The sequence below is a fragment of the Klebsiella huaxiensis genome (genome assembly GCF_003261575.2).
Lineage (GTDB): Bacteria > Pseudomonadota > Gammaproteobacteria > Enterobacterales > Enterobacteriaceae > Klebsiella > Klebsiella huaxiensis.
Window position 1 is genome coordinate 1,022,254 of record NZ_CP036175.1, and the last position, 26,233, is coordinate 1,048,486.

General features: G+C 52.8%; 26 protein-coding genes and 1 tRNA gene. 13 read left to right on the forward strand and 14 right to left on the reverse strand.

The features are described from left to right. Positions 1–117: 117 nt before the first annotated feature. From DA718_RS04920 to DA718_RS04945, 6 genes are all read left to right on the forward strand, one after another. On the forward strand, positions 118–1,014 hold the full coding sequence (locus DA718_RS04920) for a LysR family transcriptional regulator (protein ID WP_112217142.1): 897 nt from the start codon (positions 118–120) through the stop codon (positions 1,012–1,014). Positions 1,015–1,104: 90 nt separating this feature from the next. Continuing rightward, a complete protein-coding gene (gene actS, locus DA718_RS04925; protein WP_112217143.1) occupies positions 1,105–1,830 on the forward strand; it encodes an amidase activator ActS in 726 nt (241 codons plus the stop codon). Positions 1,831–1,910: 80 nt separating this feature from the next. Beyond that, a tRNA-Gly gene (locus tag DA718_RS04930) sits at positions 1,911–1,984 on the forward strand. Positions 1,985–2,288: 304 nt separating this feature from the next. After that, positions 2,289–2,390: a prolyl oligopeptidase family serine peptidase gene (locus DA718_RS31015; RefSeq protein ID WP_376767876.1), complete on the forward strand. Its 102-nt coding sequence runs from the start codon at positions 2,289–2,291 to the stop codon at positions 2,388–2,390. 588 nt (positions 2,391–2,978) lie between these two features. Beyond that, a complete protein-coding gene (locus DA718_RS04940) occupies positions 2,979–3,710 on the forward strand; it encodes an arginine ABC transporter substrate-binding protein (RefSeq protein WP_112217145.1) in 732 nt (243 codons plus the stop codon). Positions 3,711–4,258: 548 nt separating this feature from the next. Further along, positions 4,259–5,812, forward strand: a complete 1,554-nt coding sequence (locus tag DA718_RS04945; RefSeq protein ID WP_112217146.1) for a peptide MFS transporter — start codon at positions 4,259–4,261, stop codon at positions 5,810–5,812. Positions 5,813–5,852: 40 nt separating this feature from the next. Here the strand turns inward: DA718_RS04945 and DA718_RS04950 are convergent, their stop codons facing one another. Then, positions 5,853–6,632, reverse strand: a complete 780-nt coding sequence (locus DA718_RS04950) for an acetoin reductase (RefSeq protein WP_110276384.1) — start codon at positions 6,630–6,632, stop codon at positions 5,853–5,855. Between the two features lie 162 nt (positions 6,633–6,794). Here DA718_RS04950 and DA718_RS04955 point away from each other — a divergent pair, with 162 nt between their 5' ends. From DA718_RS04955 to DA718_RS04965, 3 genes are all read left to right on the forward strand, one after another. Continuing rightward, positions 6,795–9,527: a winged helix-turn-helix domain-containing protein gene (locus tag DA718_RS04955; protein WP_112217147.1), complete on the forward strand. Its 2,733-nt coding sequence runs from the start codon at positions 6,795–6,797 to the stop codon at positions 9,525–9,527. Positions 9,528–9,603: 76 nt separating this feature from the next. Continuing rightward, a complete protein-coding gene (gene yjdI / locus DA718_RS04960; RefSeq protein ID WP_112217148.1) occupies positions 9,604–9,834 on the forward strand; it encodes a 4Fe-4S mono-cluster protein YjdI in 231 nt (76 codons plus the stop codon). An 11-nt stretch (positions 9,835–9,845) separates the two neighbouring features. Next, positions 9,846–10,118, forward strand: a complete 273-nt coding sequence (locus tag DA718_RS04965; protein ID WP_112217149.1) for a GNAT family N-acetyltransferase — start codon at positions 9,846–9,848, stop codon at positions 10,116–10,118. Positions 10,119–10,146: 28 nt separating this feature from the next. On the opposite strand, the gene DA718_RS04970 is transcribed toward DA718_RS04965, so the two are convergent. The 11 genes from DA718_RS04970 to DA718_RS05020 form a co-directional block, all read right to left on the reverse strand. Beyond that, the gene (locus tag DA718_RS04970) at positions 10,147–11,583 is read right to left on the reverse strand and encodes an EAL domain-containing protein (protein ID WP_112217150.1); all 1,437 of its coding nucleotides are present in this window, start codon (positions 11,581–11,583) and stop codon (positions 10,147–10,149) included. Positions 11,584–11,611: 28 nt separating this feature from the next. Further along, positions 11,612–12,574 (reverse strand): fimbrial protein, encoded by a 963-nt coding sequence (locus DA718_RS04975; RefSeq protein WP_112217151.1) that lies wholly within the window; start codon positions 12,572–12,574, stop codon positions 11,612–11,614. A gap of 14 nt (positions 12,575–12,588) precedes the next feature. Further along, positions 12,589–13,089, reverse strand: a complete 501-nt coding sequence (gene fimG / locus DA718_RS04980) for a type 1 fimbrial minor subunit FimG (protein ID WP_112217152.1) — start codon at positions 13,087–13,089, stop codon at positions 12,589–12,591. Between the two features lie 12 nt (positions 13,090–13,101). Continuing rightward, positions 13,102–13,632, reverse strand: a complete 531-nt coding sequence (gene fimF, locus DA718_RS04985) for a type 1 fimbrial adaptor subunit FimF (RefSeq protein ID WP_112217153.1) — start codon at positions 13,630–13,632, stop codon at positions 13,102–13,104. Between the two features lie 10 nt (positions 13,633–13,642). After that, entirely contained in the window at positions 13,643–16,279 is a 2,637-nt protein-coding gene (locus tag DA718_RS04990) for a fimbrial biogenesis usher protein (protein ID WP_112217154.1), read from the reverse strand. Positions 16,280–16,352: 73 nt separating this feature from the next. Beyond that, the gene (locus tag DA718_RS04995; protein WP_376767775.1) at positions 16,353–17,039 is read right to left on the reverse strand and encodes a fimbria/pilus periplasmic chaperone; all 687 of its coding nucleotides are present in this window, start codon (positions 17,037–17,039) and stop codon (positions 16,353–16,355) included. Positions 17,040–17,112: 73 nt separating this feature from the next. Continuing rightward, complete coding sequence (gene fimI, locus DA718_RS05000; protein WP_130624348.1) at positions 17,113–17,652, reverse strand: type 1 fimbrial minor subunit FimI; 540 nt, start codon at positions 17,650–17,652, stop codon at positions 17,113–17,115. Positions 17,653–17,724: 72 nt separating this feature from the next. Continuing rightward, entirely contained in the window at positions 17,725–18,270 is a 546-nt protein-coding gene (gene fimA, locus DA718_RS05005; protein WP_112217156.1) for a type 1 fimbrial major subunit FimA, read from the reverse strand. 462 nt (positions 18,271–18,732) lie between these two features. Continuing rightward, entirely contained in the window at positions 18,733–19,359 is a 627-nt protein-coding gene (locus DA718_RS05010) for a tyrosine-type DNA invertase (RefSeq protein ID WP_112217157.1), read from the reverse strand. 571 nt (positions 19,360–19,930) lie between these two features. After that, positions 19,931–20,536 carry a tyrosine-type DNA invertase gene (locus DA718_RS05015; protein ID WP_112217159.1) on the reverse strand — a complete coding sequence of 202 codons (606 nt, stop codon included), beginning with the start codon at positions 20,534–20,536 and terminating at the stop codon, positions 19,931–19,933. A 518-nt stretch (positions 20,537–21,054) separates the two neighbouring features. Next, positions 21,055–21,666 carry a LysE family translocator gene (locus tag DA718_RS05020; protein WP_112217160.1) on the reverse strand — a complete coding sequence of 204 codons (612 nt, stop codon included), beginning with the start codon at positions 21,664–21,666 and terminating at the stop codon, positions 21,055–21,057. A gap of 150 nt (positions 21,667–21,816) precedes the next feature. Between DA718_RS05020 and DA718_RS05025 the strand changes: the two genes are divergently transcribed. Next, positions 21,817–22,278, forward strand: a complete 462-nt coding sequence (locus DA718_RS05025) for an Lrp/AsnC family transcriptional regulator (protein WP_112217161.1) — start codon at positions 21,817–21,819, stop codon at positions 22,276–22,278. A 120-nt stretch (positions 22,279–22,398) separates the two neighbouring features. On the opposite strand, the gene DA718_RS05030 is transcribed toward DA718_RS05025, so the two are convergent. Beyond that, positions 22,399–22,905, reverse strand: coding sequence for a MarR family winged helix-turn-helix transcriptional regulator (locus DA718_RS05030; protein WP_112217162.1), 507 nt, complete (start codon positions 22,903–22,905; stop codon positions 22,399–22,401). Positions 22,906–22,985: 80 nt separating this feature from the next. Here DA718_RS05030 and DA718_RS05035 point away from each other — a divergent pair, with 80 nt between their 5' ends. Then, positions 22,986–23,870, forward strand: coding sequence for an EamA family transporter (locus DA718_RS05035; protein WP_112217163.1), 885 nt, complete (start codon positions 22,986–22,988; stop codon positions 23,868–23,870). 224 nt (positions 23,871–24,094) lie between these two features. On the opposite strand, the gene DA718_RS05040 is transcribed toward DA718_RS05035, so the two are convergent. Next, positions 24,095–24,304: a YdgH/BhsA/McbA-like domain containing protein gene (locus DA718_RS05040; protein WP_004105360.1), complete on the reverse strand. Its 210-nt coding sequence runs from the start codon at positions 24,302–24,304 to the stop codon at positions 24,095–24,097. Positions 24,305–24,687: 383 nt separating this feature from the next. Here DA718_RS05040 and DA718_RS05045 point away from each other — a divergent pair, with 383 nt between their 5' ends. Together DA718_RS05045 and DA718_RS05050 are read left to right on the forward strand one after the other, a co-directional pair. Then, on the forward strand, positions 24,688–25,005 hold the full coding sequence (locus tag DA718_RS05045) for an antibiotic biosynthesis monooxygenase family protein (protein ID WP_112217164.1): 318 nt from the start codon (positions 24,688–24,690) through the stop codon (positions 25,003–25,005). 39 nt (positions 25,006–25,044) lie between these two features. Then, positions 25,045–25,752 (forward strand): ArsR/SmtB family transcription factor, encoded by a 708-nt coding sequence (locus DA718_RS05050; protein ID WP_112217165.1) that lies wholly within the window; start codon positions 25,045–25,047, stop codon positions 25,750–25,752. Positions 25,753–26,233 lie beyond the last annotated feature (481 nt).

The following is a 26,233-nucleotide window of genomic DNA, read 5'->3' on the forward strand; positions in this document are numbered from 1 at the left end:
GTTTATTTTAAGAATGTGTTAACGGATGATTAATCAATATGAGATGAAGCGGCGCTGGCTTTTTATTTGGCAGCGTAAGTGTGATACTGATAAGAAGATAAATCACGGGTGGCAATGATGGATTTAAAGCGCTTACGTTACTTTTGTCGGGTGGTGGAGCACGGTTCCGTCAGCCAGGCGGCGAAATCACTGAACATGGCTCAGCCGCCGCTCAGCAAGCGGATACAGGAGCTGGAAGAGGAGCTTCAGGTGTCGCTTTTTGTTCGTCGCGGTAACCGCATTGAACCGACTGAAGCCGGCTTTTTTCTTTATCGTAAAGGCTGTGAAATATTACGCCAGGTAGAAGATACCGCCCGTGAAACAACGGATATCGCGCAGAAAAACAGAACTGAATTACGAATTGGCTTGACTCATCTTTATCAGAATTATTTTAAACCACTCTTAATGGAGCTATATCGGTGTAACCCTGAAACATCGATAAATATCTCCGTTACCGACTCCAGCCATCTTGAGGCATTATTAACAGAAGGTGCAATCGATCTGGCGTTAATACAGCGGCCCTATCGTAGCGAAGGCTTTGATTATGTCTCTTTTGACCCGATCAAGCTGGTGGCGGTGATTAATAAAAAATGCCTGTCTGGGCCACCGTCAAATCCGTACAGTTACACTTCACTGGCGGAGCTGCCGCTGGTGTTGCTGCATCGGGCAAAGGATTCAGGGACTTACGAGATGCTGATGGATCTCTTTCGTAAGTCCGGGGTAAATGCGAAGGTGATTATGCATATAACCCAGCCGGGAGTGATCCTCGACTGGCTCGAATCCGGTCTTGAGGCTGCGACGCTGCTGCCGTCTTCCGAAGTTGATGCTGACAAACTTAGCCAGTGCTACGTGGTGGAGGTATTCCCCTCGCCGCAAATATTCTATCCGGCGCTGGTGAAATTGCCATCCATGTCCTATCTGCCCGCGCTAATGGATATTATCGCCCAGGGATATCCATTTAATACTTCTGGATGAAGGGTTGAGATTGGGGATCGTCCTACGGGCTGGTATGATAATCGCCCCCTGGTTTCGAGGTGAGTGTTTGTGTTGAGTGCAGGACGCCTGATGAGAAAACGCCTTTTTATCACGATAATGTTGGTGAGCAGCCTGATCGTTGCAGGGTGCTCCAGTTCATCTGATTCCGGCTCCACGTATACCGTGAAGCGCGGCGACACGCTATACGCCATTTCGCGCACCACCGGCACCAGCGTCAGGGATCTGGCCCGACTCAACAATATTTCACCTCCCTATACCATTGAAGTAGGACAAAAGCTGAAGCTGAGCAGCAGTTCAGGAACCACCGCGAAATCGGGAACATCCAGCAAAAAATCATCAGCCAGCCGCACCGCTGCCGTGACGCCATCCTCGGCGGTACCGCAATCATCCTGGCCACCGGTCGGACAACGCTGCTGGCGCTGGCCAACCAGCGGAAAGGTGGTGCTGCCGTACTCCACCAGCGATGGTGGTAATAAAGGTATTGATATCGCCGGGAAGCGCGGCCAGCCGGTCTATGCGTCCGGTGCTGGCAAAGTGGTGTACGTGGGCAATCAACTGCGCGGCTACGGTAACCTGATTATGATTAAACATAATGAGGACTACATCAGCGCCTATGCGCACAACGATAAGCTGATGGTGAATAACGGTCAGAGCGTGAAGATTGGCCAGCAGATCGCCACTATGGGCAGTACGGATGCTGATTCCGTGCGCCTGCATTTCCAGATTCGCTATCGTGCAACGGCTATCGACCCACTGCGCTATTTACCGCCGCAGGGTAGTAAGCCTAAGTGCTAAAAGGTTATTTTATCGGCAGTTAGCGTAGTTTGGGCTTGTCAGCGAGTGCGTAAGGTCTATAATGGCCCTCGCACTTCTTTGCGGGCGTAGTTCAATGGTAGAACGAGAGCTTCCCAAGCTCTATACGAGGGTTCGATTCCCTTCGCCCGCTCCATATATTTTCTCTTATAAATCCATCGGTTACACTCAGATTTTATATCCGTAAGCAAGAGATCCATTTCGTAAAGTGGCGGAATATATAAACGCTGGAATTGCCCAATTACACCAATATTTCTGCGTCCTGTATTGATTTGGAAAGTAACCGCGATCAGCAGGTGAGCCATGGTTTTTTGCAATCCGCAGGATAGTACGCGCATCCCTTATTTCCAGGTTGCGGCTAGAGGGCCGATGATCACCAGACTTTGCTCTACGGTTACGGCGGCTTTGAAGTCTCATTATCCCCGCATTATTTGAGTGCTATGGGTGACACCTGGTTGCAAAAGGGCGGTGTCTACGTGGTCGCGAACATTCGCGGTGGAGGGGAGTATGGTCCGTTATGGCATCAGGTGGCGCTGAAGTAGCATCGTCACCGCGCCTATGAGATTTTGCTGCGATCGCGAAAGACCTGATCACGGCAGTTCACCGGAAAATAGCCAACGGGCATTTCAGCGGATCATGAAAGAAGAATTTCTGTGGCAGATGCTGACTGAGCACTCATCGTGAAAATGGCTGCAGTTGTCGGTGTAGGGCTGTCTGAGTTAAGAAGAAAAATCCCCGATCTTTAAGTCGGGGTTAGATATTTTGCGTATTGCACCTATAGTGAAATTTTTATCTCTGCTTAAACCATTACTATTCTTGTTGATATGAAACATAACCTTCAGCTTGATATATTATGCTGTGGTCAATCGCGTAACGCGTAACCTGTGGATATGATTCATTAATTTATGTCCGATAAGATGGCAGGAATCTACAGAACCGGCGCCAGTTCAAGTATAATTGTTCTCCCCGGACGGGCGGCATCTGCTATCTCGCAGGCCATAACCTGGAAGGTTTATCGATGACGAAAATTATTTGGGCGATGAATTTGATTCGATGCCTGACGGAAATAACGATCCTGACCATCTTTCAGACCGCTGAATTATTGTAGGGGTATCACAGGGAGCATTAACATGAAAGGCACTTATCTCGCTCTTGCACTCGGTTTATTTTCTTGTTCGGCGCTGGCGGCTGAACGGGTGATCCATTTTGGTACCAGCGCGACCTATCCGCCGTTTGAATTTGTCGATGGTAATAACCAGGTGGCTGGTTTTGATATCGATATTGCCAAAGCGGTATGTAAGGAACTCCAGGCGACCTGTAACTTCACCAATCAGAGTTTTGATAGCCTGATCCCGGCGCTGCGTTTTAAGAAAATGGATGCGGTGATTGCCGGTATGGATATCACACCGCTGCGTGAAAAGCAGGTTGATTTCTCGACGCCGTACTTCAACGAACTGTCGGCGGTTGCGGTGGTGCGCAAAGATACCTTCCATACCTTTGCCGATTTGAAAGGTAAAAAGCTTGGCCTGGAGAACGGGACCTCTCATCAGCGCTATCTTCAGGATCGCCATAGTGAGATTGAATCTCAAGCCTATGATAGCTATATGAACGCGCTAATCGACCTGCGAAACGGACGCCTGGACGGGGTGTTTGGCGACGTGGCGGCGATGAAAAACTGGCTGAAGGAGAACCCGGACTTCGTCATTATGGATGAGCACGCCACCGACCCTGAGTATTATGGTAAAGGTCTGGGCATTGCGCTGCGTAAAGGGAACCCGTTGCTGGCGGAGATAAACCAGGCGCTGGAGAAGGTGATGGCTTCTTCTGAATATAGCGAAATTAAAGAACGCTGGATTAAATAATCGTCCATAACAACGCGTCAGTCTCACCTGCTGGCGCGTCATAAACACCCGCTAAAGCCGTATACGAATGCCGTCGGTTCGGCGATTTAACCCTCGAGTTGTGCAAAGTTCGGTGCTGGATTATCTACGCCCCCTGATGGCGATCCATTCACAACTTCAATTGTTAGTTTTATCGGCCTTTCCTGACATTGTGCTCATCAGACACGTATTTCTTAGGGTTATTGATTGGGCGTTGTTCACTCATATACGACCCGGTAATCATAAGAATAAATATTATTAATTATTTGTTTTTTAATGATTAAATGATTTTTTCTGTGTGTTTTACCATGTCAATCACATTTCCCCTCTCGCCAACTTTAAATCCGGAAAAGTAGACGTTTGTCGAATTTTCATCTAAAAAGTTGGGGTAAGGGACTAGACAGGACCATTTTTAGGTTATCAAATGGTTAAATATCATCACACTAAATGTGAATAATTGACCTTGTGTATAAAAGGTCAACACGCTTCCCGTGGTTTTAAATCGCTGCGGGTATCTTTTGGGAGAAGTTATGCATTCCTCTGTGAATAAAAATGAAAGTCGGACCTTTTTTGGTCATCCATACCCGCTTGGTTCGCTGTTTTTCACCGAAATGTGGGAGCGATTCTCGTTCTACGGCATTCGTCCATTACTGATCCTGTTTATGGCGGCCACCGTTTATGACGGCGGCATGGGGCTGGCGCGTGAGAACGCCTCGGCGATCGTGGGTATCTTTGCCGGTGCGATGTATCTTGCCGCGCTGCCAGGCGGCTGGCTGGCGGATAACTGGCTTGGTCAACAAAAGGCGGTCTGGTACGGTTCGATTCTGATTGCCTTGGGCCATCTGTCCATCGCGCTGTCGGCGGTGATGGGTGACACGCTGTTCTTTATCGGCCTGATGTTTATCGTGCTCGGTTCTGGCCTGTTCAAAACCTGTATTTCGGTGATGGTTGGGACGCTCTACAAGAAGGGTGATGCGCGCCGCGACGGTGGATTTTCACTGTTCTATATGGGCATCAACATGGGGTCGTTCATTGCGCCGCTGATCTCCGGTTGGCTGATTAAGTCTCACGGCTGGCACTGGGGCTTTGGTATCGGCGGTATCGGGATGCTGGTTGCGCTGGTTATCTTCCGCGTCTTTGCCGTTCCGGCGATGAAACGCTACGACAGCGAAGTCGGTCTCGACTCAACCTGGAATAGCCCGGTCGTGAAAAGAAACGGTGTTGGCGGATGGCTGCTGGCGCTGACGGTCGGCGTGGCAATTGTCATTACGCTGATTGCCCAGGGCGTTATCGTGATTAACCCTGTCGCGGTTGCCAGTATGCTGGTCTACGTTATTGCCGCCTCGGTGGTGCTGTACTTCATCTATCTGTTTGCCTTCGCCGGGCTGAGCCGCAAAGAGCGCGCTCGCTTGCTGGTCTGCTTTATCCTGTTGGTTTCGGCGGCCTTTTTCTGGTCGGCGTTCGAGCAGAAGCCAACCTCATTCAACCTGTTTGCTAACGACTACACCAACCGTATGATCGGCTCTTTTGAGATCCCGGCGGTATGGTTCCAGTCGATCAATGCTCTGTTCATCATTCTGCTGGCACCGGTATTTAGCTGGGCGTGGCCTGCGCTGGCGCGTAAAAACGTGCGTCCGAGCAGCATCACCAAGTTTGTTATCGGTATTCTGTGCGCGGCGGCGGGTTTTGGCCTGATGATGCTGGCGGCGCAAAACGTGCTGAGCAACGGCGGCGCGGGCGTATCGCCGATGTGGCTGGTTGGCAGTATCCTGATGCTGACGCTGGGCGAGCTGTGTCTGAGCCCGATTGGTCTGGCAACCATGACGCTGTTGGCGCCGGAAAGAATGCGCGGCCAGATGATGGGGCTGTGGTTCTGCGCCAGCGCCCTGGGGAACCTGGCGGCGGGCCTGATTGGCGGTCATGTGAAGGCCGATCAGTTGGATATGCTCCCTGACCTCTTTGCGCGCTGCTCCATTGCGCTGCTGATCTGCGCTGCGGTGCTGTGCGTGCTGATTGTGCCGGTTCGCCGGATGCTGGAAAACACCCAGAGCAAGAAGCCGCAGGAACCGACGGCTAACGCGTAATACCTCTAAAACCCGGCGCGTGCTGCGCCGGGTTTACTTTTTAACGGTAAACAATACCGCCATCGATCAGGATCGATTGACCGGTAACATAGTCGGAATCCGGGCCTGCCAGATACGAAACCAGGCTCGCCACATCGTCCGGCGTTTCAGCACGACCCAACGCGATGCCTTCCACATACTTTTTATAGGTTTCGCCAACCGGTGCGCCGGTTATCTCTGCGAAGCGTTTATCGATTTCAGTCCACATACCGGTACCCACAATCCCCGGGCAGTAGGCGTTAACTGTAATGCCGCGGCTGGCGTACTCTTTTGCGGCCGCCTGGGTCAGGGCGCGCACGGCAAATTTGGTCGCGGAATAGATCCCCAGCAGCGCGAAGCCATCATGCCCGGCGATAGAGCAGGCGTTGATAATTTTCCCTTTTTGCTGACGATCGATGAATTTTTTCGCCGCCGCCTGAATGCCCCACAAGGTGCCCTGAACGTTGATACGCATAATCCGATCAACCTCTTCAGGAGTCACGTCGGCCAGCGCCTGTACCTGCGCGATCCCGGCGTTGTTGACGATAATATCAAAGCCGCCCAACGCCTTTTCCGCCGCGTCAATGGCGGCATAAACCTGATCGCGGTCGGCGATATTGGCGACGAAGGTGGCTGCTTTGCGGCCCAGCGCCTCGACTTCGGCGGCGACGGCGGCAATCCCTTCAGGATTCACGTCCACCAACATCAGCGACGCGCCATCTTTGGCCAAACGCAACGCAATACCGCGGCCAATGCCCTGACCCGCGCCGGTTACCAACGCAACTTTATTTTCGATAGCCATATTCTGTACTCACCTTGTACTGATTAATAAACCTGGGATCTCTGCGACTGACGTCATATCAACGTAGTGAATTGAATTACTCTATCTGGCACGATAAGCATGGCCTACCCCCCTGATGGGGGGGATAATGACCAACGGACTGGATTAAGAGGTAATCGCGGTATGGCTTTTTTATCCTCACAGGATGATTCACTGGCGGCCTTTGTTGAGCAGGAACCTTTCCGCTTCACGCGCGCGCTGCCGCTAATCGCCACCCGCTTTACGCCGCCCCGCTCGCCGGAAACGCTATTGGCCCGGGAGCGTCTGCTCCAGCGCCTCGATGATGCGACATCCCGCCGATTGACGCTGGTTTGCGCCCCCGCCGGATTTGGCAAAACGACCCTGCTGGCGCAGTGGTATCGGCATCGTCATCGACAAGGTGATGCGCTGGCCTGGCTGAGCCTTGATGAGGATGACAGCGCGCCGCTGCTGTTTATGCGCTATTTGCAAGAGGCGCTACGACCGCTGTGGCAGGGCTGGAGCTCGCCTTTTCTACATGCTCTGGAAGGGGAACTTCCAGCCGATATCACTCTGTTCCTTGCCGAACTCGTCAATCAGCTCAATCAGTGCCCGCACCCGCTATATCTTATTCTCGACGACTATCAGTACATTACCGACCCGGCGATTCAGCGGGGAATGAGCTGGTTACTAAACCATGCGCCGTCTTCTTTACATCTGATTATCGGCAGCCGTAACCAGCCGCCTTTAGCGCTGAGCCGCCTGCAAATGCAGGACCAGCTACTGGAGGTGTATGACCCGGAGCTGCGCTTTAATCCCAGCGAAGCCAATGCCTATTTTGCTGCTTCGTCAGCGCTCAATCCGCAGGATATTCCCCGGCTGATTGCGCTGACGGAAGGTTGGGTGGCGGGGATGAAAATGGCCGCGCTATCCCATGACGCCGCCGGTTCTTCATCTGCGGCGATGGGGCTTAGCGCCAGCTCGCGGTCAATATCTCGCTATCTCGACGAGGTTATTTTTACGCCGCTTCCTGCCGAGGTATTTGATTTTCTTCTGCACACTTCGCTGCTTAACCGCCTGCACCCGGCGTTATGCGATGCGGTTAGCGGCAAAGATAACGCCAGGGAGATGCTGGCGTGGATTGGGCAGCATAACCTGTTTCTGTCGGCGCTGGATGAGGGTGGCCTCTGGTTTCGCTATCATCCGCTGATGCGTGACGCCTTACTGCACCGCCTGCAGCACAGTAGCGAGATTGATATTCGCCAATTGCACGACCGCGCCAGCGGGTGGTTTGCCTCACAACAGCTTTGGGCTGAGGCGATTCGCCACGCACTGGCTGCCGGTAAATCGGCGACGAAGGATGCCGAGGTCGGGGCGCAGTCGCTGGCGGAAGAGGGGGATATTGATACCCTCGTGCGCTGGATCCGCTATCTACCCGACAATCTTGATCCGTCGCGCATTGAACTTCAGCTCAATCTGGCCTGGGCGCTAGCGCACCGTTTCCGCTTTAGTGATGCCCGCCAACTGCTTGATGCCATTGAGGTGCAGGTAGCTGCCAGGTCTGATGTTCTGGTCCACAGTTCGCGGGTAAAGTTGCAGGTTGTGCGGGCGATTTGCGAAGCCTTTGCTGACAACATTTCGCGCAGCATTGCTATTGTCGAGCCGCTGCTGCACGAGGTGCCCTGCGGCGATATCTGGGTCGATGGTCTGGTGTGCAACATCCTCAGCTACTGCCACCTCGCGGATTCACGGCCACAGCAGGCGCTGGATGTTCAGCAGCGCGTGGCGGGGGTGAGCATCGCTAACCGCAACCTTTTTGTTGAGGTCTACCGGGCGTTCGTAATGGCGCAGGGTTATCTGCGCCAGGGGAATCTCGCCGAGGCGGAGCGGCAGGCCTCGCGTGCGCTGCGTTATGCGCAACAGCATACCGGTGCTAACTCTAGCAGCGGGGCGACCCTGGCCCCCATACTGGCGGAGATTGCCTGGGAAAAAGGCGACGTTGAGCAGGTCCAGAGCCTGCTCGCCCCACGCCTGGAGATGATTGATAACTTTTGCCCGCCGGACGGCCTTAGCCGCTGCTACATCGTGCTGGCCCGTCAGGCTCGCGAGGCAGGCGAGCGGGAAAAGGCGGAGTCGTTATTACTTCATGCCGAGGGGCTGGCCGCCCAGCGCGGCTGGCTGCGGGCGCAGGCTCCGCTGCTGGCGGAACGGCTCGCCATGTCGCTTCTCGCGGGTGACAGACCAACTGCTGAAGCGCTGCTGTACCGCCTGCAGGGGCTTAATCAGATGCAACAGCAGGATGCGGTTGGCGGATATATCGCGTTAAGCGAGAGTCGTTTACTTTATGCTTACGGCGAGCCGCTGGCCGCCGCACGGCAGTTGGATAAACTGGCAAGCGTCCGGGAACACAACGGCGAGTGGCTGTTTGCTGTGCGTTTACGGCTGATGCAGGCGCTCGCTCTTTGGCGCGCGGGGGCTCTGGAGCAGGCTGTGGTCGTTGGCCGCCCGGCCCTTTCGCGCGCATTGCACCAGGGACTGTTGCGCAGCCTGCTGGAGGGCGGGGCGGAGATGGCTTCGCTACTGGGTGAGATACTTAAACGTAGTGGGCCGGACGACAACCTGGCCGTTGATATCCCATCTCTGTTATCGCATTTCGCGACCGCCGGGATTGCCACGGATGCGAACCGCCCGCAGCCGTCCGCGTTGCGTCTTACCGAACGCGAACAGCAAACGCTGCGTTTGATTGCCGAGGGGTATTCTAATAAAGGCGTTGCGCGCGAGCTGGGCATTTCAGCGGAAACCGTCAAATGGCATCTCAAACAGCTTTACGAAAAGCTACAGGTGAAGGGACGCATTCAGGCGGTAAATCAGGCGCGAGAGTGGCACCTGCTGAGCTAGCCCATAGCCAGCATGAGAGTCGAGGGCTATGCTTAGAGCTTACAACCATACCAATAAAAATAGCTGAGGCAATGTCATGGATAAGGAACTACTGGAAGCGGGCTATCGCGCCTATACCGGGGAGAAGATTGATGTCTACTTCAATACCGCTCTCTGCCAGCATTCGGGAAACTGCGTGCGCGGTAGCGCAAAGCTTTTCAACCTGAAGCGTAAACCGTGGATCATTCCCGACGAGGTGGATGTCGCCACGGTCACCAAGGTTATCGATACCTGCCCAAGCGGCGCATTGAAGTATCGCCACAAATAAGCGAGGAAATGATGGAAATACTGGAAGGCCACAACAAGTTTTACGTCAATGACGCCGAGGGGAATCAGGTGGCGGAAATCGTTTTTGTACCCACAGGTGAGCATCTCAGCATTATTGAACACACTGACGTAGACCCCAGCCTGAAAGGTCAGGGCGTGGGGAAAAAGCTGGTGGCGAAAGTGGTCGAAAAAATGTGTGGCGAGCAGCGGAAAATTATTCCGCTGTGCCCGTTTGCTAAACATGAATTTGATAATACCCGCGAGTACGACGATATCCGCGCCTGAAATCAATGCGCCAGTGAGCTGGCGCTATTTACCCGGCGATAAGAGTAAGATCGCGGCCTGATAAGAGTCGGTGAATAAGATCGCCTATGTTTTCTCGTTCCACCGGTGCAGAGATGAAGTATCCCTGAAATCGATCGATCCCCAGCGCTTTCAATTTATTGAATTTATCCAGACTGTCCACCCCTTCAGCAATACAGCGGCTGCCGGTCAGCTGACAATAGTAGATCAGGCTTTTTATCAGCGCGAGCGCGTGTAGATCTCCCTGCATATCATTCACAATACTCATATCCAGCTTATATGCGCTGAATTTGACGGAGCGCACCGGAAACATGACGCTGCTTTGTGAAAAGCAGTCATCCAGCATAATGGTGAAGCCCTGCTTGCGTAATCGGGCGATGTTTTCAGCCACTTTGCTCTGGCGATTGATGTCGATGGTTTCAGCAAATTCCAGTACCAGCCGACAAGATACGTGTGGATGATGCAGTTGCTGACGCGCTGTTTCCAGCATACTGACCAGATTTTCATGGCTGGCGATGGCGGCGGGGATATTGACCGAGAAATAAAAATCCCCCGGATGCTGATTGATATTCTGCACGGCCTCCTGGAGTACAAAGGCCGTCAAAACCAACCACGCGTAGTCTGAACGCAACTGCGGTAAAAAATCGCCCGGGAGCATAATGTGACCGTTTTGCCGCCAGCGAGAGAGAATTTCTATCCCTTTTAGCTGCATCTGACCATCAGTAATGGGCTGGAAGACCGGGAAAATTTGTCGGCAATGAATAGCATGGACAAAATTTCGCTCAAAAGCGGAAAGCGCAGAGTTAGGCTGTATTTTCTGTCCCTTTGTCTGGCTGCCGGGGAAATGGGCTGCCAGCTGAGGATGATGCTCCACCATTTTTTTCAGTCCTGCGGTTCTCTGGGTATAGAGCGTTTTGTGGCTAATACCGCGGTGTTTAGCTTGGGCATTAACGCTGTCACCGCTCAGAAAACCGAGAATAGCGTTCAGCTCTTGCCTGGTGAGTCCGCCAGTTTTTTTTCCGCCGATCTGCATCTCTTCGTCTACCCGCTGTTTAAGCGAAGGATATCTTTCCAGAATATAGTCCTGGAGCACTGCGGTCAGGCTGGGGACGGGCAGATCGGAGGCGGCGGCACGCACTTCAGAAAGCAGATGGTGGTCGATGACTTGATGCAGCAGGGTATGCCACAGCCAGCAGGCCGGGCTACGGCTGAGGATCAGCATCGGTAGCGGCGTGGCCGCCAGCTCCAGCATCGAGGCGACCTGCTGCAGAGTGATAAGCAGCCTGGCCGGGGCTTCGGGCAGAAATACCACAATACGGCGAATGTCAGCACCGGCAGGTAATTCCGTCGCGTCCAGCGGCAGCACCACGGGCCGCATCCCGCTGGCTACCATGACTTTTACCAGCCCGTCGGCCACCAACGAGCAGGGTGACAGAATGTAGTCCATTCCCGGTCTGCTGTTCGTCATAGACGCGTTACTGGTAAACAAAGGTCACCCCGATAATTGACTGGACGTTCCCCGCGGTGACCTGCCCGCTGGTGCGTGCATAGGTCGCGGTGAGGCCTAAATTGACTGCCGAAGTGCCAACGGTTCCCATTGCGACGGTACTGTTTGACCGCATGATCGAACCATTACGCAATAGCTGAACGCCAATCCCCTGAGCCGGAGAGGCTGAGGACGTATTAGTGAAAACGGTATTGGCGGTATCAGCCGTGGTACCTGAGAGGTAAAACCCGATATTTTGATTTTGCCCACATCGTACCGTGAGTGGGATTGCGGTAGAACCGGGATAGGTAGGTAGCGTTACCGTGACGTTGCGAGCGGAAACATCACACCCGCCCGTAGGGATGATCACGCTATTGTTAGCATAAATGTGCCAGGTAAATTTTGAAGTACGAACATTACCGCCGCCGTTGATATCGGAACCGACCTGATACATCACCAGCGTTGCGATATGCGAACCGGCGCTAATCGCTAGTCCGGAGGCGGTCGATATTGGAGTCAGGTAGAGCTGCGTATTCCAGTTGGTGTAGTTACCGGAAGTAAAGTTGTGGCTGGCGGTTGGGGAGTTTAGCGGGAAATTGTAGCTGACTCCGTAGTACTTTAAAGAACCAGTGAAATTTGTCAGCAGGCCGCTATAGGCCGAGCCTTGTAGCATGCTCACCATGTCGTTACGCGTGTTCGGAGCATCATTTCTACAAAAAATAGAATTAGATAAGTCGACGACCAGGTTTTGCCCCGCACCAATACTTGGTTGTAGGTTGACATAGACGTTAGATACCTTTCCTCCGGTATCGCTGTTTAATATTGTTCCGGTGGAGTCGTAGCAGGTATAGGCTCTGACGCTGGTAGAGAATCCTGATAAAAAGATCAAAATCCACAGCGCCTTGATGAAGGTCAGGCGACATTGACCGGGGGTGGTAATCTGCTGATTCATGATTATCTCCTGCCTCAAAGCCAGGTGTAGGTGACGTTAATCACCGCCTGGATTGTTCCTTGTGTTGGTCCGCCGTTGACCGTCAGCGCTCTGACGCGCAATGGAAAGCTGGTCGACTGCGTTGCATCGTTGACGGTCATCGTTTTGGTTGAACCGTTGTTAAATCGGCTTCCGCTGGTGTCCTGTAGTTCCAGTTGAAGGTTTCCCGCCGTTCCCTGATTTTTGTAATAGCCCGTGCTGTCAGTCGTTCCGCTGAAGGTGGCGGTGACTCGTGACGTGCCAATCGGGCAGTTGCTGAGATCGAGCGTGACGTTATGCCAGCCCGATGCCGATCCGGGTGAAAGCATATTGAAGGTGTATAAATCACCCAGATCGACGGTAGCCTTCGGCGTAGATATGGTGCAGGGCCTGGCCACCACTTTGCCGTTAACGGTAATGGTCACATCGGCGGCATGGGAGGTGCTGGCGAAGGCCAGTAAACCGGCCAGCAGCCAGCGTGTATGAGTCCATTTCATATCAGCCTCCGGTTACTGAAATTCAAGAGTGAACGTCGCGGTAGCACTAACGTGTCCTGCGCTTATCGGAACGCGCGCGGTCATCAGCCGGGCGTAAAAGTTCAGCGTGTTGGCCTGACCGGGCTTCAGCGTTGTCCATGCAATATTTGACGAGGGGGAGTTGAGTACCAGAGGTACCCGGCTGCCGCTGAGTATCTGCACGCCAATTCCGGAAGCCGCCGATACCCCGCTATCGAGCTTAAGCAAACTGGTGTTGTCGCTGTCCGCTACGCCGGTAAAACCAACTTTGACCGCGGTAACGGAACCGCCACAGGGCGACAGCACGATGCGAAAAGGCACCAGCGGCGTGGTCGTGCCGATGGCATTAAACTGCTTTGCGGCGTTATTCATCAGGTCGACGGTAAAATCCTTTGATTCCCCCGCAACGGCGCAGGTGTTATCTCGCACATATCCACTAATCGTGATGGTGCTATCGGCGGCAGGCGTGCTGAAGGAGACCAGAGAGAGTATGGTGCCCAGCAGATACAGGTTTTTTCTCATCATCATGGCTTCCTTAGCGGCATACTGCCGACAGCTGGCTTAGCGCCTGGTTCTGGCTTTCCGGCGGCAGACGATAGTCGGCTTCGCAACTGGTATCCGGCCCTTCTCCCCACTTCGCATGCACCTTGCCCGTCAGCGGCATCCCGCTCAGATAGACCAGGCCATCATCGGCAACGATGCTGCTATTCTGGCTACCCACAGAGGCGACCATTGCGCCAAAGGGAACCGGTTTACCGTTGTGAGTCAGCTTCATCAGTAGCTTCATACCGACGCTGGCTTTAAATTCGGCACGCGCTATCGCTCCGTGGGTCGGCACAATACTGACCACGGCATCATCAAGGTCGACATTGTTAGCGAGCGTATTGGTATTCAGCGCCACCCGGTTTTCCCGGTATTCGGTGGCGTAGGGCAGCACGGCGTAGCCGCGCCAGTCGGTACGAACACCGGTCTGGTTTTCCACCTTTACCCCGTCTGCTCCAGGAGCTTTGATCAGCACGACGGTATCGTTCATTGGCTGGCTCAGGGTGACGCCATCGGCATGGGCCAGTACGCCGCCGCTCAGGCCGTAATAAAGCTGCTTAATGCCGTCGCTATGGCTGTAGCCGACGTTGGCGTTGCCGTAGCCGCCGCGGTAGTTCAGCGCCGCGTAGCCGGTACTGCCGCTGTTACCTTCCCCGCCACCCGCGTAGCCGGTTTGTACGCTGTAGCTCAGGTTGTTGTCCTCCAGCAACGTGCCGTACAGGCCTGCGAGGCTGGTGGTTCGACCATTCAGATCGTTGGACATGCTGTAGCTGGCGTTACCATTTTTCCAGACCGAGGTACTGTCGGAGCGCATCCAGTGGCTGAACGGGATACTAAAATTGAGCGCCAGCATCTGGTCACGGCCCTGCTGCCAGGCGTTTTTGGTCAGGTTGTAGCTCAGCGTCCAGTTGATATCATCAATGGCGGCGTTCAGTCCGGCCTGTAGCTGTTGGTCGGCGCTGCTGGTTCCCCAGTAGGTCTGATGACTGCCGCTGAGGTAGAGGGTGGCGGTGCGTCCTAACTGCTGGGTAACGCTGAGCTGCACTTTGCCGCGCTTGTTATAAGCGAGGTTGTAGTAGTCAGTGAACTTCGGCTTTATTTCAATCACGCCATCCTGAGTGTCGACGTTGTAGCCGCTCATTCGGTTATAGGTGGTGTCAGCTAAGCTGAAATAGCCGCGCGTAGAGTAGCGGTAGCCCACCAATTGAATATTTGTTCCGGTATCCGTGAGCGACTTGTTATACAGGAAGCGTACAGACTGCCCCTGGTGATCGCTGTCATCGGGCAGGGTCGCGTTGGCCTGAGTCACATCCAGCGACAAGGCACCTAACTGCCCCAGATTTTTCCCCACGCCGAGATTAAAGGCTCGGTAGCGATCTGCCAGCTGGGTGCCGCCGTACAGCGTCCAGCCTGCCGGTAGACCGTGTAAGAGAGTGCTCTGGAAAAACTTTGGCTTGTCCTGCTGATCGTTGCCACTGCGGTACTCCCCGGCGGTGACGGCATAGCGGGTATGGCCCTCGCGCTGGAGTACCGGGACGGACGAGTAGGGAACGGTGAAAAACTGGTTGCTGCCGTCGGCCTCTTTGATGGTCACCTGCAGATCGCCGCCGTTGCCTGCGGAGTAGAGATCGTTAATGGTGAACGGGCCGGGCGGCACCGTGCTCTGGTAGATCTCATAGCCGTTCTGCTTCACCGAAACCTGCGCCGTGCCGCGGGCAATACCGTGGATCACCGGAGCAAATCCTTTCTGGCTGTCCGGCAGCATATTGTCGTCGGAGGCCAACTGCGCCCCACGGAAGTTAATCCCGTCGAAAACATCACCGTTGGTATAGCTGTCGCCCATCGTCAGGCGTGAGCGTAGCGGGGTGATATCGCGCTCGAGCCAGGTATTGACGTGCTGCCACTTGTTTTCATTGGTCGATGAGCTGCCGCTGCTGCTGTAGCTCCAGGTGGTGTTATCGCGTAGACGCCACGCGCCGAGATTCAGCCCGCTTTGCAGGTTCAGATATGCATAGTTGCTGCTGCCGCCGATGTCGTTGTGGACGTTATTACCGGTGAAGTTGTAGTTCAGCAGCCCGGCGTTAATCCCGTGGTCCCAGAGTTCAGGCGGAATATAGCCGCGGGCGCGGTTGCCCATAAACGCCTGGGGAACGGTCAGATAGAGCCGCTGTAAGCCGACATCAAAGCGTGTGGTGGCGTCTTTAATCATCTCGGTTAACGGTACGCAGGCATCGGATGCTAACGCATTGATCCCCTCAACGGATGAGGTATTCACGCCCATTCCTGAAAGCTGCCCGCGGGTCAGACAGGGGAGCAGCGCGTGGTCGTTTTTTCCGGCATTAAACGTGACATCGCGGGTGGTCATAAAACCATCGTTAAGGTAAATATCAACGCGATAGGTTCCCGGCGGCACTTCCTGGCCGCTGGCAAATCCTGATAAGTCTGCCACGGCGGCAGGGTCGTCCGCTAAAAAACGCGGATTAAAATAGAGCTCTGCCTGCACTGAAAAGATCGGTGAGGAGAGTAAAAGGGCCAGCGTGAATGGGGCGAAAGTGCGCACATTTATCGGCCCATGGCTGTTTATACGCCCGGAGCCCAGGTAGTCGAGTCCATATTTCAGATGTGACATAGTCCCTCCGGTCCAAAGTCGCCCGGCTGTCAGTTCTTATTTTTATTTCCGGGAGAACGCGGTCTCCCGTCAGTTATTGCATTGCACCTTTCGTTTTCGGGGTCAGTGCGCCGTAGTCGTTAATGGTTCGGTACGTAATCTCGCTACCTGCATCGGAAGGCAGTTTGACGCTGGTTTCTCCCATTGGAGGAACCAGGGCATTCTCCAGTATCCGGGTTCCGGCATTGAGTTCGGTGACCGTCAGATAATATGGGGTGGGGTTGATCAGCGTGAGCGAGCCTGCGCTGCGGCGAAACTTCAGCTTTTCCGGTGCCTGATCCGGCGGCAGCGCCAGTTTTGCCGGGCGATAATAGAGCTTGATACGGCTGATAATCGCCAGCTGCAGGGTGTTGTCGCTGAGCTTTGATTTATCCATCGACGGAATGGCTTTGACGTTCATCCAGAACAGGGTTTCGCGGTCCTGCGGCAGCTGGTTGTTGGTGGCATCAATGATGCGCAGGGTGTTCTCTTTTTTTCCCTGCATGGCAAACAGCGGCGGAGTGATAACAAAACGTCCGTCTTTTGCGCCATCAGCGTTTTCCACCCATGATTGGATCAAGTAAGTGCTCTTTTCGTCGTTATTGGTGACCGCCAGCTGAACCTGCTTCTGCCCGGAAGGGTAAATAACGCGTGTCGCGCCCAGCGCCACGCCTGCCTGGGCCTGAACGGTAAATCCGATAGCGGCTATCATCAGCACTCCTGCCAGTAAACCGCGCGTCATCGCCAGTGTTTTTCTCACGCTTATTCCTTTTATACTCACCGTCGTTTCCTGTTTTGGTACGTCTGCTGGTTAATTACTGGTAGGTCAGGGAGAACCAGGCTTGAGCGTTAGCCGCTCCCCCGGTGACCTGATGCCCTGTTGCCCGATATTTCGCCACAAAGTGCAATGTGGTTGGCCCGGTATACAATCTTGTCCAGGCTGCGGGAGGGCTGTTCAGTGGGATCAGGTGGTCTTCTTTATCAAACAGAGCAACGCCAATACCAGTAGCGATCCCCGGGCCCTCGCCGACCGAGAGTACGTCCGGGTTTTTACCATCGGCGACGCCGTGAAACGTCACGCCAACGCGTTGGCTGACGGCGGTGCTGCACTCCTGCAGATGAATATCGAAAGGGATCGGATTGGTATCTTCCCCGGCCGAATGAAACCGATTACTGCTGATCTGTCCCATGTTGACTGTCATCTGCTGGTCACCCGCTTCAACACGGCAGGACTCGGCAATGATGACGCCCTGAAAACGCATATTTCCCCCGGGCAAAGTGACGTTCCACTGATTGCCGGCCATCGCCAGCGGGGGGAGCAAAAAAATCAACAGACCTGACTTCATCCTTTGCATCGTTATCACCCGAGTTCCGTTATGGATAACGGGCCTTCCTGGCCCGACATGCTTCCCTGCCTGACGAATGAATTACTGGTATTGCACTTTAAAGGTCGCGTCAGCGTTAGCGGTACCGGCAGTGGCTGCGGCAGTCGCGTAGTAACGGGCCTGGAACGGGATGATATTGGTGCCATCGTTCAGGGTAGAAGCCGCGCCGAAGGTCGCGCCATCAAGCGCCAGTGGAGTACCCGTACGGTCAAGGATCTGTACGCCAACGTTTGTCGCGCTGCCTGCCGCAGAGCTTTGCAGCGCCAGTACGGTGGTGTTGGTGCTGTCAATTGCGGTACCGGTAAACGCAACAGAGGCTTTGGTGGCCACGGTGGTATCACAATCGTTCAGTTGGATATTGAAGCCGACAGCCGTACTGGTGCTGCCTGGGGTAGCGAGTTTTGCCGAACGAACCTGGCCCATTGGAACGGTCTGATCGATTGAACCTGCGTCAATTGCGCATGCTGCGTTGACGACTTCCCCTTTAAAATGCACCGTGCCGCCATTTACCGTGGTATCGGCCAGAGCCGCTGCGGAGCTCAGAGACAGAGCTGACAGTACAACGATTGCCAGTGTTTTGATTTTCATCTTGTTTTCCTTTGTACAATATCGGGATTACGAACCGATCTGGCCGTCATCATGACCTCCAGGTATTTCATGATTCAGTCGAGATTTTCGACTGCGGTTCTGCATGTTTTTCACCCAAAATATGAGACATTTGGGGCCATTTTGACTCGTTAGAATAATTAACTGAATTATCTGGTTTTATTGTTTTTACTTGGAGTTTTAATCTTAATTGTTGTTTGTTGTTGATTTAATATATTGATAGTGTTGAGGGGATGAGCCACGGAAGGCTATCTGGAACAGCGTGGTGTGGAGCCTATGCGGCGAAGAGAAGGGAATTATTTGAAAATAACGAAAATAAAAAATGCATAATAATCAATGTGATATTGCTATCTTTGTCGTAAGGGATGCATTCTATGGTTGCAAAAGGTTACTGAATATTTTTATGATGCACACAGTTTGGCCCCAATTGACCTGTTCACTCTGTTATTTTTTCTTATTTATCAATTCATTATTCTGTATCCTTTGATTTTGTAAATTCACTTCCATGAGATTGTTTCGTTCCCATAATCCGGCGAATCGAGCAGCGTTGCTGGCGGTATAGCGCACGGTATGGCGAATATTTCTATGGCCAAGATAGTCCTGAATAAGACGGGTATCCGCTCCTCTTTCCGCCAGCTCGTAACCACAGGCATGACGTAGCATGTGCGGGTGAGTGTGCGTTGCCGTTCCTGCATCGACGCCAGCAGTGCGGATAATGCGATAGGCCTGCTGACGGGAAAGCGGAGTACCACGTCGTGATATAAACAACGCATCGCTTTTTTTTGCGCCTTTCCAGGCGGTGCGTACCTGGCTCCAGCGTTTGATTGCCTCACATTCATCCACCATCAAGGGATGTATCGTTGAAAATCCATTTTTCAGACGACGGATATTAATGCGACCTTCAGTAAGATCGAGATCGCGATAGTGAAGATCGAGTAATTCGCTAATACGCATACCATGACGGAAAGCGAGCAGGATAAGGCAATAATCTCTCTCTCCTGTCTGCCCATGATGGGCGGCCAGCATCATTGCCTGCACTTCTCTACCAGTAAGAAAACGACGTCGGTTCACAATAAATAACTCCTGATATGATCTTGATAAATAACACGACCCTGCTCAAAAGCAGGGAGAGCTCACAAATAATCCGCAATGTTAATGGCGTATTATATGAAGGGGATTAATCACCGTTAAATAATGACATTATAGTAGTGCCAGACAAGTATATTGATGCGTGATAAATCTTATTCTTACGGATTTTATTCGTTACTACAACATAACCTGGCTGTCTCTTTGGCAGGTATATAAAATCAAAAGGGAAAAATCACTGCTGGTGGTATTTTAATCTGATGAAAAATAGTGCATTTATACCCCAAATAATTCGAGTTGCTTAAAGGCGGCAAGGGAGTGAATCCCGATGAGCTTACTCTGGTAAGTGATTCGGGTGAACGAGCGCAGCCAACACATAAGCAACTTGAAGTATGACGGGTATATATCCATGGTAACGGATGGATATGATAATAAGACAGAAGGTGTCTGAAATATGAACTTGCAGGAACAATAATCATAATCAAAGCATGGTTAATATTCCTTAATGTTTGGCGAGGGATATCTACAATTTTGACGCCGTCCATGGCATCGCGTATTACGGTAAAACAGGGCTCCGCTGTCTGTCTTTCGTTTCGTCCCAGATGCCATAAAAACGGCCCGCGTTACTGGCCGTATACCATACGGTATGGCGGATGTTACGGTGACCGAGGTAGTCCTGAATGAGACGGGTATCAATGCCCATGTTGGCTAAGGCGAATCCGCATGAGTGGCGGAGCATATGCGGGTGAATTTCAAGCGATAGCCCTGCATAATCACCTGATGTGGAAATGATATGATAAAACTGTTGGCGAGAAAGGGGATTACCTTTTCGCGATAAAAATAACCACTCGCTGTCGGACTGAGGGTAGGACTTGCGGATATCCAGCCAGTTTTTTAACGCGCGGATTTCTTTATTCAGCAAAGGATGGGTTGTGGAAAATCCATTTTTAAGACGGTGTATATAGATACATTTAGATCCGAGATCGATATCGGAAATTTGTAGGCGGCATATTTCACTGGCTCGTAATCCGTGAATGAAACACAATAATGTCAGGCAATAGTTACGCGTAGCGTGAGGTCCACTGTTCGCTGCTTTGAGCAATGACTCAATTTCATTGTGAGTCAGGAAGTTCCTTTTTCTTAAAATTACATTATTTTTCATTATGTTCCCTTTAGCATGCAGACGTATAGTACATTTTATTTAGCATCGTCGGGTAAATGATGAAGCTCGGCTGCATTTAAATTATTTATTTTTGATGCTGGTTTTAATAATCTTGTTAAGATGTGATTTTTATTATCTGGGGGACACTTGTTTTTATATTTATGATAAGTTTTAGTTTTTTCGATGGGAATAATGTCCTGCTCATTCTTTTCTCCTTGGCTATGTTTTCAGAGATACATAAATCATAAGGTTGTTAACCATACGGCAAAAACCTTGTTATGAATAGCAGTAATAAGAAATTGAATATTTCTGAGGGTGGCCAGGAATAATTTGAATACGACTAAGATGAGTCTTTCTTGTCGATAAGATGCTTATTGCGGAGGAAAGATTAAAATTGATAAGTGCACCAGAGCATAGAGTCTGATTATTTTAAATGCGGGAATCACGTTGTAAAAACAGTCCTGTGCTGGTTTCTACATGCTGTGGCGTGAGAGCTCGCTCACGCCTTATACCAAACGTTATTTCAATTGTTCATAGAACAGCAGGGCGGCTATCGCCACCATAATCATGCCGGAAGCAATACTGACTTTTTGTGCCATCTGGGGCCGGGTCGCCAATAGCGTTTTTGCGCCGTAGCCGACCAGTAAATAGACCAGCGTGCAGGTCACCAGATGAATGCCGCCAAGGGTCGACATTTGCTGCGCTACCGACCAGCTTCCTTTAGGATCGGTAAACTGCGGTAGCAGAGCCAGAAACAGGAGGAAAACCTTTGGGTTCAGCCCGCTGATGCATAGCCCCTTAACTGCCCAGCGGTTCCAGGTGCCCATTGTCTGTTCTTCGGCATTTGGCGTTGGCGGGTGGCGCAGAATAGCGATGCCCAGCCACATGAGGTAGCCCGCGCCCAGCAGGGTAATCGTCGATAGCGCCAGCGGATGGCTGGCAATTAAGACCCCGATACCAGCAACCACGACAAATGTCGCTAGCAGGTGACCGGACATGAGTCCGGCGACCGCCGGTATCACGCGATGTCCGTTAATCCCCGCGCTGATAGCATAGGCCCAATCGGCACCGGGGGTGATGATCAGTAGAAAAGAGACCAGCCAGAAACTGGCGATAAAGCTCATCTCCATGGATAGCCCACCTCTGCGCGATAGTGGCGATTTCCCATTGTCGTTTCCCTCATTAATTGTGGCTATTTGAGGGAAAGAATATCGGCTTTATTGCGCAATGAGCTTTCAATGTTATGCTCTTAAATATTCTTTTAAGAGAGAATCTTCCAAATGGATAGTATCGATCGAAAAATTCTTGCTGAGCTTCAGGCCGACGGGCGGCTATCGATAACCGAACTGGCGGAACGGGTGAATTTAAGCCTCTCCCCCTGTCATCGACGGCTGCGTGCGCTGGAACAAGAAGGGGTGATTACCGGCTATCGGGTGAATCTTGATCCCGCCAAAATGGGTTTCAATTTTTTGGCGATTGTCTTCGCGACGTTAAAAGAGGGCGATAAGCAAGCAGTGAGCGCTTTCGAAGAGGCAGTTGAAGAGATCCCGCAGATCGTGCTGGCGCAGCGCCTGTTTGGTGATCCGGACTATCTGATGCACGTGGTCACACGCGATCTCCCGGCGTTCCAGAAACTTTATGATGACAAGCTTTCCGCGATGCCCGGCGTGCAGCACTTACGCTCGACGCTGGTGATGAAGACGGTCGTGCAGGATCGTCCGTTTCCGCTGGGTAATGGTTAATCTCTCTCCTCCCAGAGGCGGCGCGCTTTGCCCGGGCTACCTGCCCGCAGACGGCTGTGAACCTGTAGCCCGGACAGATGCGTAGCATCGCCTCCGGGAAAATAACGGCGACAGGTTCTATCAACTCTTTTCCAGCAGGCGCATAAAGACCGCCAGCGCCTCGTCCAACTGCTGGCGCTGCGCAGTTGAGAGCCCGGCCAGCAGCTGATGCTCATTCTCCACGTGGCTATCCACCGCTTCATCGATCAACGTTCTCCCTTCGGGCGTAAGCGCGACCAGCAGGCTGCGCGCATCCTCCGGGTTTGGCTGGCGGCTGATAAAACCCCGTTTTTCCAGCGCCTTAAGGCGGTGTGTCATGGTGCCGGAAGTGATCATCAACGTTGAAAACAGTTGTGTTGGCGACAGCACAAACGGCTCGCCCGCCCGCCGCAGGGTCGCGAGCATATCAAACTCCCAACGCACCAGGTCGTGACGAATAAAGGCCGCTTCAATACGCGGCTCCAGCAGCATCGCGCAGCGTTTCAGCCGGCCGATTGGCCCCATTGGGCTGCAATCGAGATCGGGGCGTTCCCGTTGCCACTGTTCAAGAATGCGATCCACTGCGTCGGTCTGTGGTGATTTGTCCATTAATGCCCACCTGTCTTGATATCAAGATAATTATCGATACATACTTACACCACAATTTACCTTGATATGAAGATAAAATCATGGCCTTTGTTTCGCGTAATCTCGTTGTTGATTTGCTGCTGACCGCGCTGGCCCCCGCCATCTGGGGCAGCACTTATATTGTGACCTCACAGTTTCTACCGCCGGACAGGCCGTTTATCGCCGCGCTGCTGCGGGTTTTACCTGCCGGGATCGCTCTGCTTCTCTGGAGCCGCCGCTTTCCGCTGAGCAGCGAATGGTGGAAGCTGATCATCACCGGGATCCTGAATATCGGTGCGTTCCAGGCCTTGCTATTTATTGCCGCTTATCGTTTACCCGGTGGACTGGCGGCGGTGATTGGCGCTATTCAACCGCTACTGGTGATGCTATTGGCCTGGTGTGTCGATCGTCAACGATCGCCCTGGGTGGCGGTGTTGTCGGCCTGTGCCGGGATCGTGGGGATGGCGATGCTGCTGCTGTCGCCGCAAACGGTGCTCGATCCGTTGGGGATCGGCGCGGCGTTTCTGGGGGCGATCAGTATGGCGCTGGGGACCTGGCTTTCGCGACGCTGGGCGATCTCTTTGCCGGTCATTGCGCTGACCGGGTGGCAGTTGCTGATCGGCGGCATCGTGCTGGCTCCGATTGCTTTAATGGTCGATCCGCCGCTGCATCAGGTGACGCTGACACAGGCAGCGGGCTATCTGTGGCTGTGCGTTGCCGGGGCAATGCTGGCGTATGGCCTGTGGTTTCGCGGAATCGGTCGTCTTTCTCCGGTGGCGGTATCGGCGATGAGCCTTTTGAGTCCGGTAACGGCGGTGATATTAGGCTGGATTTTCCTCGGACAGAAAATAGAGGGAATGGCGCTAGTGGGGTTGGTGATTGTGTTGTTAAGCGTGTTGTCGATTCAGCGGGCGTTATCGAATAAAAGAGCAGTAACCAGCAGGTAAAATCCCGGGTCGTGGCGTGAACGCCTTACCCGGGCTACCGTCCTGCAGACGGCTGGGCACTCGTAGCCCGGTCAGCGCAGCGCCACCGGGAGCTTTTCCAGATCGACAAAAACAAAAAAGCCCCATCAAGGGGCTCGACATTGCTATGTGCTTATTATGTGGCGGGAGCCAGACTTAGCCGCCTTCAGGCGACCTGTCCGGCAGCTCCCTCTGCAACCATTTGGTTATTTAGACAGCTCAGCGGTCATATGAACCTGGTTACCGGTATAAGCTTCGGTAATGTGGTAAGACTCGCCCTGGTCTTTAGCGATGGCAGCGATTTTAGCTTCTGCGTTGTCCAGAGTATCCGCGGTGACGCTAACAGGCTGAGCGAAGCTAGCGAAAGAGACCAGAGACAGCATACCGGCAGCGGCAAGTAATTTTACGTTTTTCATGGTGTTTGTCCTTTTAACTTTTATGGTGGAAAGCGTTGTTGCTTTCGATGGACTTATAATAAGTCTGCTAACTATAACGTGCGTTGCAAAAAGTGCGATTTAGATCACATTTTCATGACCATAAGATGACAGCGGAATGCACTATGTGGTTTTTATTTTCAATAAAAACAAGTTGATAAATAATTTTCATGTGCTTTTTTCAGTGAGTGAAAATTTGTGTTAACGGCGAGGATTTTCTCTATTTAGGTTATTGATTATTGTTTTTGTGAATGTATTGACCGTTTTTTACGCGCGACAGGGAGCCATACTTCGCCCGTCGACGAAGCATTAACCTCTGGTTCAAGCGACAGTGGCGTTCACACTGATTAAGCGAGGATGACACCATGATCGCAGTACTCTTTGAAGCCGAAGTCACACCTGCAAAGCAGGAACGCTATTTAGCGCTGGCGGCTGAACTGAAGCCTCTGCTTTGCGCCATCGACGGCTTCATCGCTATTGAACGTTTTCAAAGCCTGACGACGACGGGGAAAATTCTGTCGCTCTCCTGGTGGCGGGATGAAGAAGCGGTGCTGGCCTGGAAACGCAACCTTTGCCATCAGGCGGCGCAGAAAGAGGGGCGGGAGAGTATCTTCTCAGGCTATCAGATTCGGGTGGCTCAGGTGCTGCGCGAGTACCGCTCAGAGAATCCCGATCTTCTATAATATGTTTGTGGTTTGCTATTGGAGAAAATAAAAGGCGCTATGTTAAAACCTGTTGAGCTGATTGAAGACGACGAGTCGCTGGCCGTGGCGATGGCGGCAGTGGCGTCGGCGATGGCTGATGCCTCCCGGCTAAAGATGCTCTGCGCCTTAATGGATGGCCGGGCGTGGACGGCCACCGAGCTTTCCACCGTTGCCGATATTTCCCCCTCGACCGCCAGCGCCCATCTTAGCCGTCTGGTCAGCAGCGGTTTATTGATATGTCTCGCCCAGGGCCGCCACCGCTACTATCGCCTTGCCGGTAGCGATGTCGCCGGGCTGCTGGAAAATATGATGACCATGGCCGGCAAGCGCGCCGTGATGTTATCTACCAGCACGCCGGTTAACCTGCGCGTCGCGCGTACTTGCTACGATCATCTGGCTGGAGAAGTGGCGGTAGCGCTGTATGATTTTCTGCTGCGCGAAGCGTGGATAACGTCTGATGGAACGGCCTTGACGTCCATTGGGGAAGCGCACTTTGCACGCCTGGGGATTGTGGTGACGTTGGGATCGCGGCGCAAAGCATGCTGCGGCTGCCTGGACTGGAGCGAACGGCGCTTACACCTCGGCGGTGCGGCTGGGGCGGCGCTGCTACTGCATGGTCAGCAAAAAGGATGGTTTACCACCACGGCAGGATTTCGCGAAGTGACGATTACTCCAGAAGGGTGGCGTGCATTGCATCGGCATTTTCAACTGACGGAAAGACCGTAGCGGCAGATTTATACCCGTCATACTTCAAGTTGCTTGTGCGTTGGCAATAACTCGGCCCATCCTTGGGCCTCGCCCTAACGGGCGCAGTGCACAGCGTTCAAATTCGTTCCTGACGAATTTGTCCTCGCTCACCCCAGTCACTTACTGGAGTAAGCTCCTGGGGATTCACTGCGTCGCCGCGTTACTCGGCCTTCGGCCTCGCCCCTTCGGGGCCAGCGCAAGCGCTGTTCAAGGCACGAGTGCCTTGTCCTGCAACTCGAATTATTTAGGGTATATTCAGATTGTTCTTTATGTAGATAAATAGCCTTTTATGACAAGATAAATAGCTATTTTGTTAATTCCATATCGCTTTCTCGCCTTCAATGTAAATAACAATAACTTTGTTTTTTACTATCAATTTTTGTTCATTAATAGTTGCAACCTATCTGTTACATTGATTAACACCTCATGAACAAATGTATATTTATCAGCGAAAAATAGC

Coding starts and splice junctions, on each gene's coding strand:
- DA718_RS04955 (WP_112217147.1), top strand. CDS start 6,795: ATGGCTTTTTTATCCTCACAGGATGATTCACTGGCGGCCTTTGTTGAG.
- fimA (WP_112217156.1), bottom strand. CDS start 18,270: ATGAAAATCAAAACACTGGCAATCGTTGTACTGTCAGCTCTGTCTCTG.
- DA718_RS04945 (WP_112217146.1), top strand. CDS start 4,259: ATGCATTCCTCTGTGAATAAAAATGAAAGTCGGACCTTTTTTGGTCAT.
- fimG (WP_112217152.1), bottom strand. CDS start 13,089: ATGAAATGGACTCATACACGCTGGCTGCTGGCCGGTTTACTGGCCTTC.
- DA718_RS04950 (WP_110276384.1), bottom strand. CDS start 6,632: ATGGCTATCGAAAATAAAGTTGCGTTGGTAACCGGCGCGGGTCAGGGC.
- fimI (WP_130624348.1), bottom strand. CDS start 17,652: ATGCAAAGGATGAAGTCAGGTCTGTTGATTTTTTTGCTCCCCCCGCTG.
- actS (WP_112217143.1), top strand. CDS start 1,105: ATGAGAAAACGCCTTTTTATCACGATAATGTTGGTGAGCAGCCTGATC.
- DA718_RS04970 (WP_112217150.1), bottom strand. CDS start 11,583: ATGGACTACATTCTGTCACCCTGCTCGTTGGTGGCCGACGGGCTGGTA.
- DA718_RS31015 (WP_376767876.1), top strand. CDS start 2,289: ATGGGTGACACCTGGTTGCAAAAGGGCGGTGTCTACGTGGTCGCGAAC.
- DA718_RS05015 (WP_112217159.1), bottom strand. CDS start 20,536: ATGAAAAATAATGTAATTTTAAGAAAAAGGAACTTCCTGACTCACAAT.
- DA718_RS04990 (WP_112217154.1), bottom strand. CDS start 16,279: ATGTCACATCTGAAATATGGACTCGACTACCTGGGCTCCGGGCGTATA.
- DA718_RS05030 (WP_112217162.1), bottom strand. CDS start 22,905: ATGGACAAATCACCACAGACCGACGCAGTGGATCGCATTCTTGAACAG.
- DA718_RS05040 (WP_004105360.1), bottom strand. CDS start 24,304: ATGAAAAACGTAAAATTACTTGCCGCTGCCGGTATGCTGTCTCTGGTC.
- DA718_RS04940 (WP_112217145.1), top strand. CDS start 2,979: ATGAAAGGCACTTATCTCGCTCTTGCACTCGGTTTATTTTCTTGTTCG.
- DA718_RS04995 (WP_376767775.1), bottom strand. CDS start 17,039: ATGACGCGCGGTTTACTGGCAGGAGTGCTGATGATAGCCGCTATCGGA.
- DA718_RS05050 (WP_112217165.1), top strand. CDS start 25,045: ATGTTAAAACCTGTTGAGCTGATTGAAGACGACGAGTCGCTGGCCGTG.
- yjdI (WP_112217148.1), top strand. CDS start 9,604: ATGGATAAGGAACTACTGGAAGCGGGCTATCGCGCCTATACCGGGGAG.
- DA718_RS04965 (WP_112217149.1), top strand. CDS start 9,846: ATGGAAATACTGGAAGGCCACAACAAGTTTTACGTCAATGACGCCGAG.
- DA718_RS05025 (WP_112217161.1), top strand. CDS start 21,817: ATGGATAGTATCGATCGAAAAATTCTTGCTGAGCTTCAGGCCGACGGG.
- fimF (WP_112217153.1), bottom strand. CDS start 13,632: ATGATGAGAAAAAACCTGTATCTGCTGGGCACCATACTCTCTCTGGTC.
- DA718_RS04975 (WP_112217151.1), bottom strand. CDS start 12,574: ATGAATCAGCAGATTACCACCCCCGGTCAATGTCGCCTGACCTTCATC.
- DA718_RS04920 (WP_112217142.1), top strand. CDS start 118: ATGGATTTAAAGCGCTTACGTTACTTTTGTCGGGTGGTGGAGCACGGT.
- DA718_RS05035 (WP_112217163.1), top strand. CDS start 22,986: ATGGCCTTTGTTTCGCGTAATCTCGTTGTTGATTTGCTGCTGACCGCG.
- DA718_RS05020 (WP_112217160.1), bottom strand. CDS start 21,666: ATGGAGATGAGCTTTATCGCCAGTTTCTGGCTGGTCTCTTTTCTACTG.
- DA718_RS05045 (WP_112217164.1), top strand. CDS start 24,688: ATGATCGCAGTACTCTTTGAAGCCGAAGTCACACCTGCAAAGCAGGAA.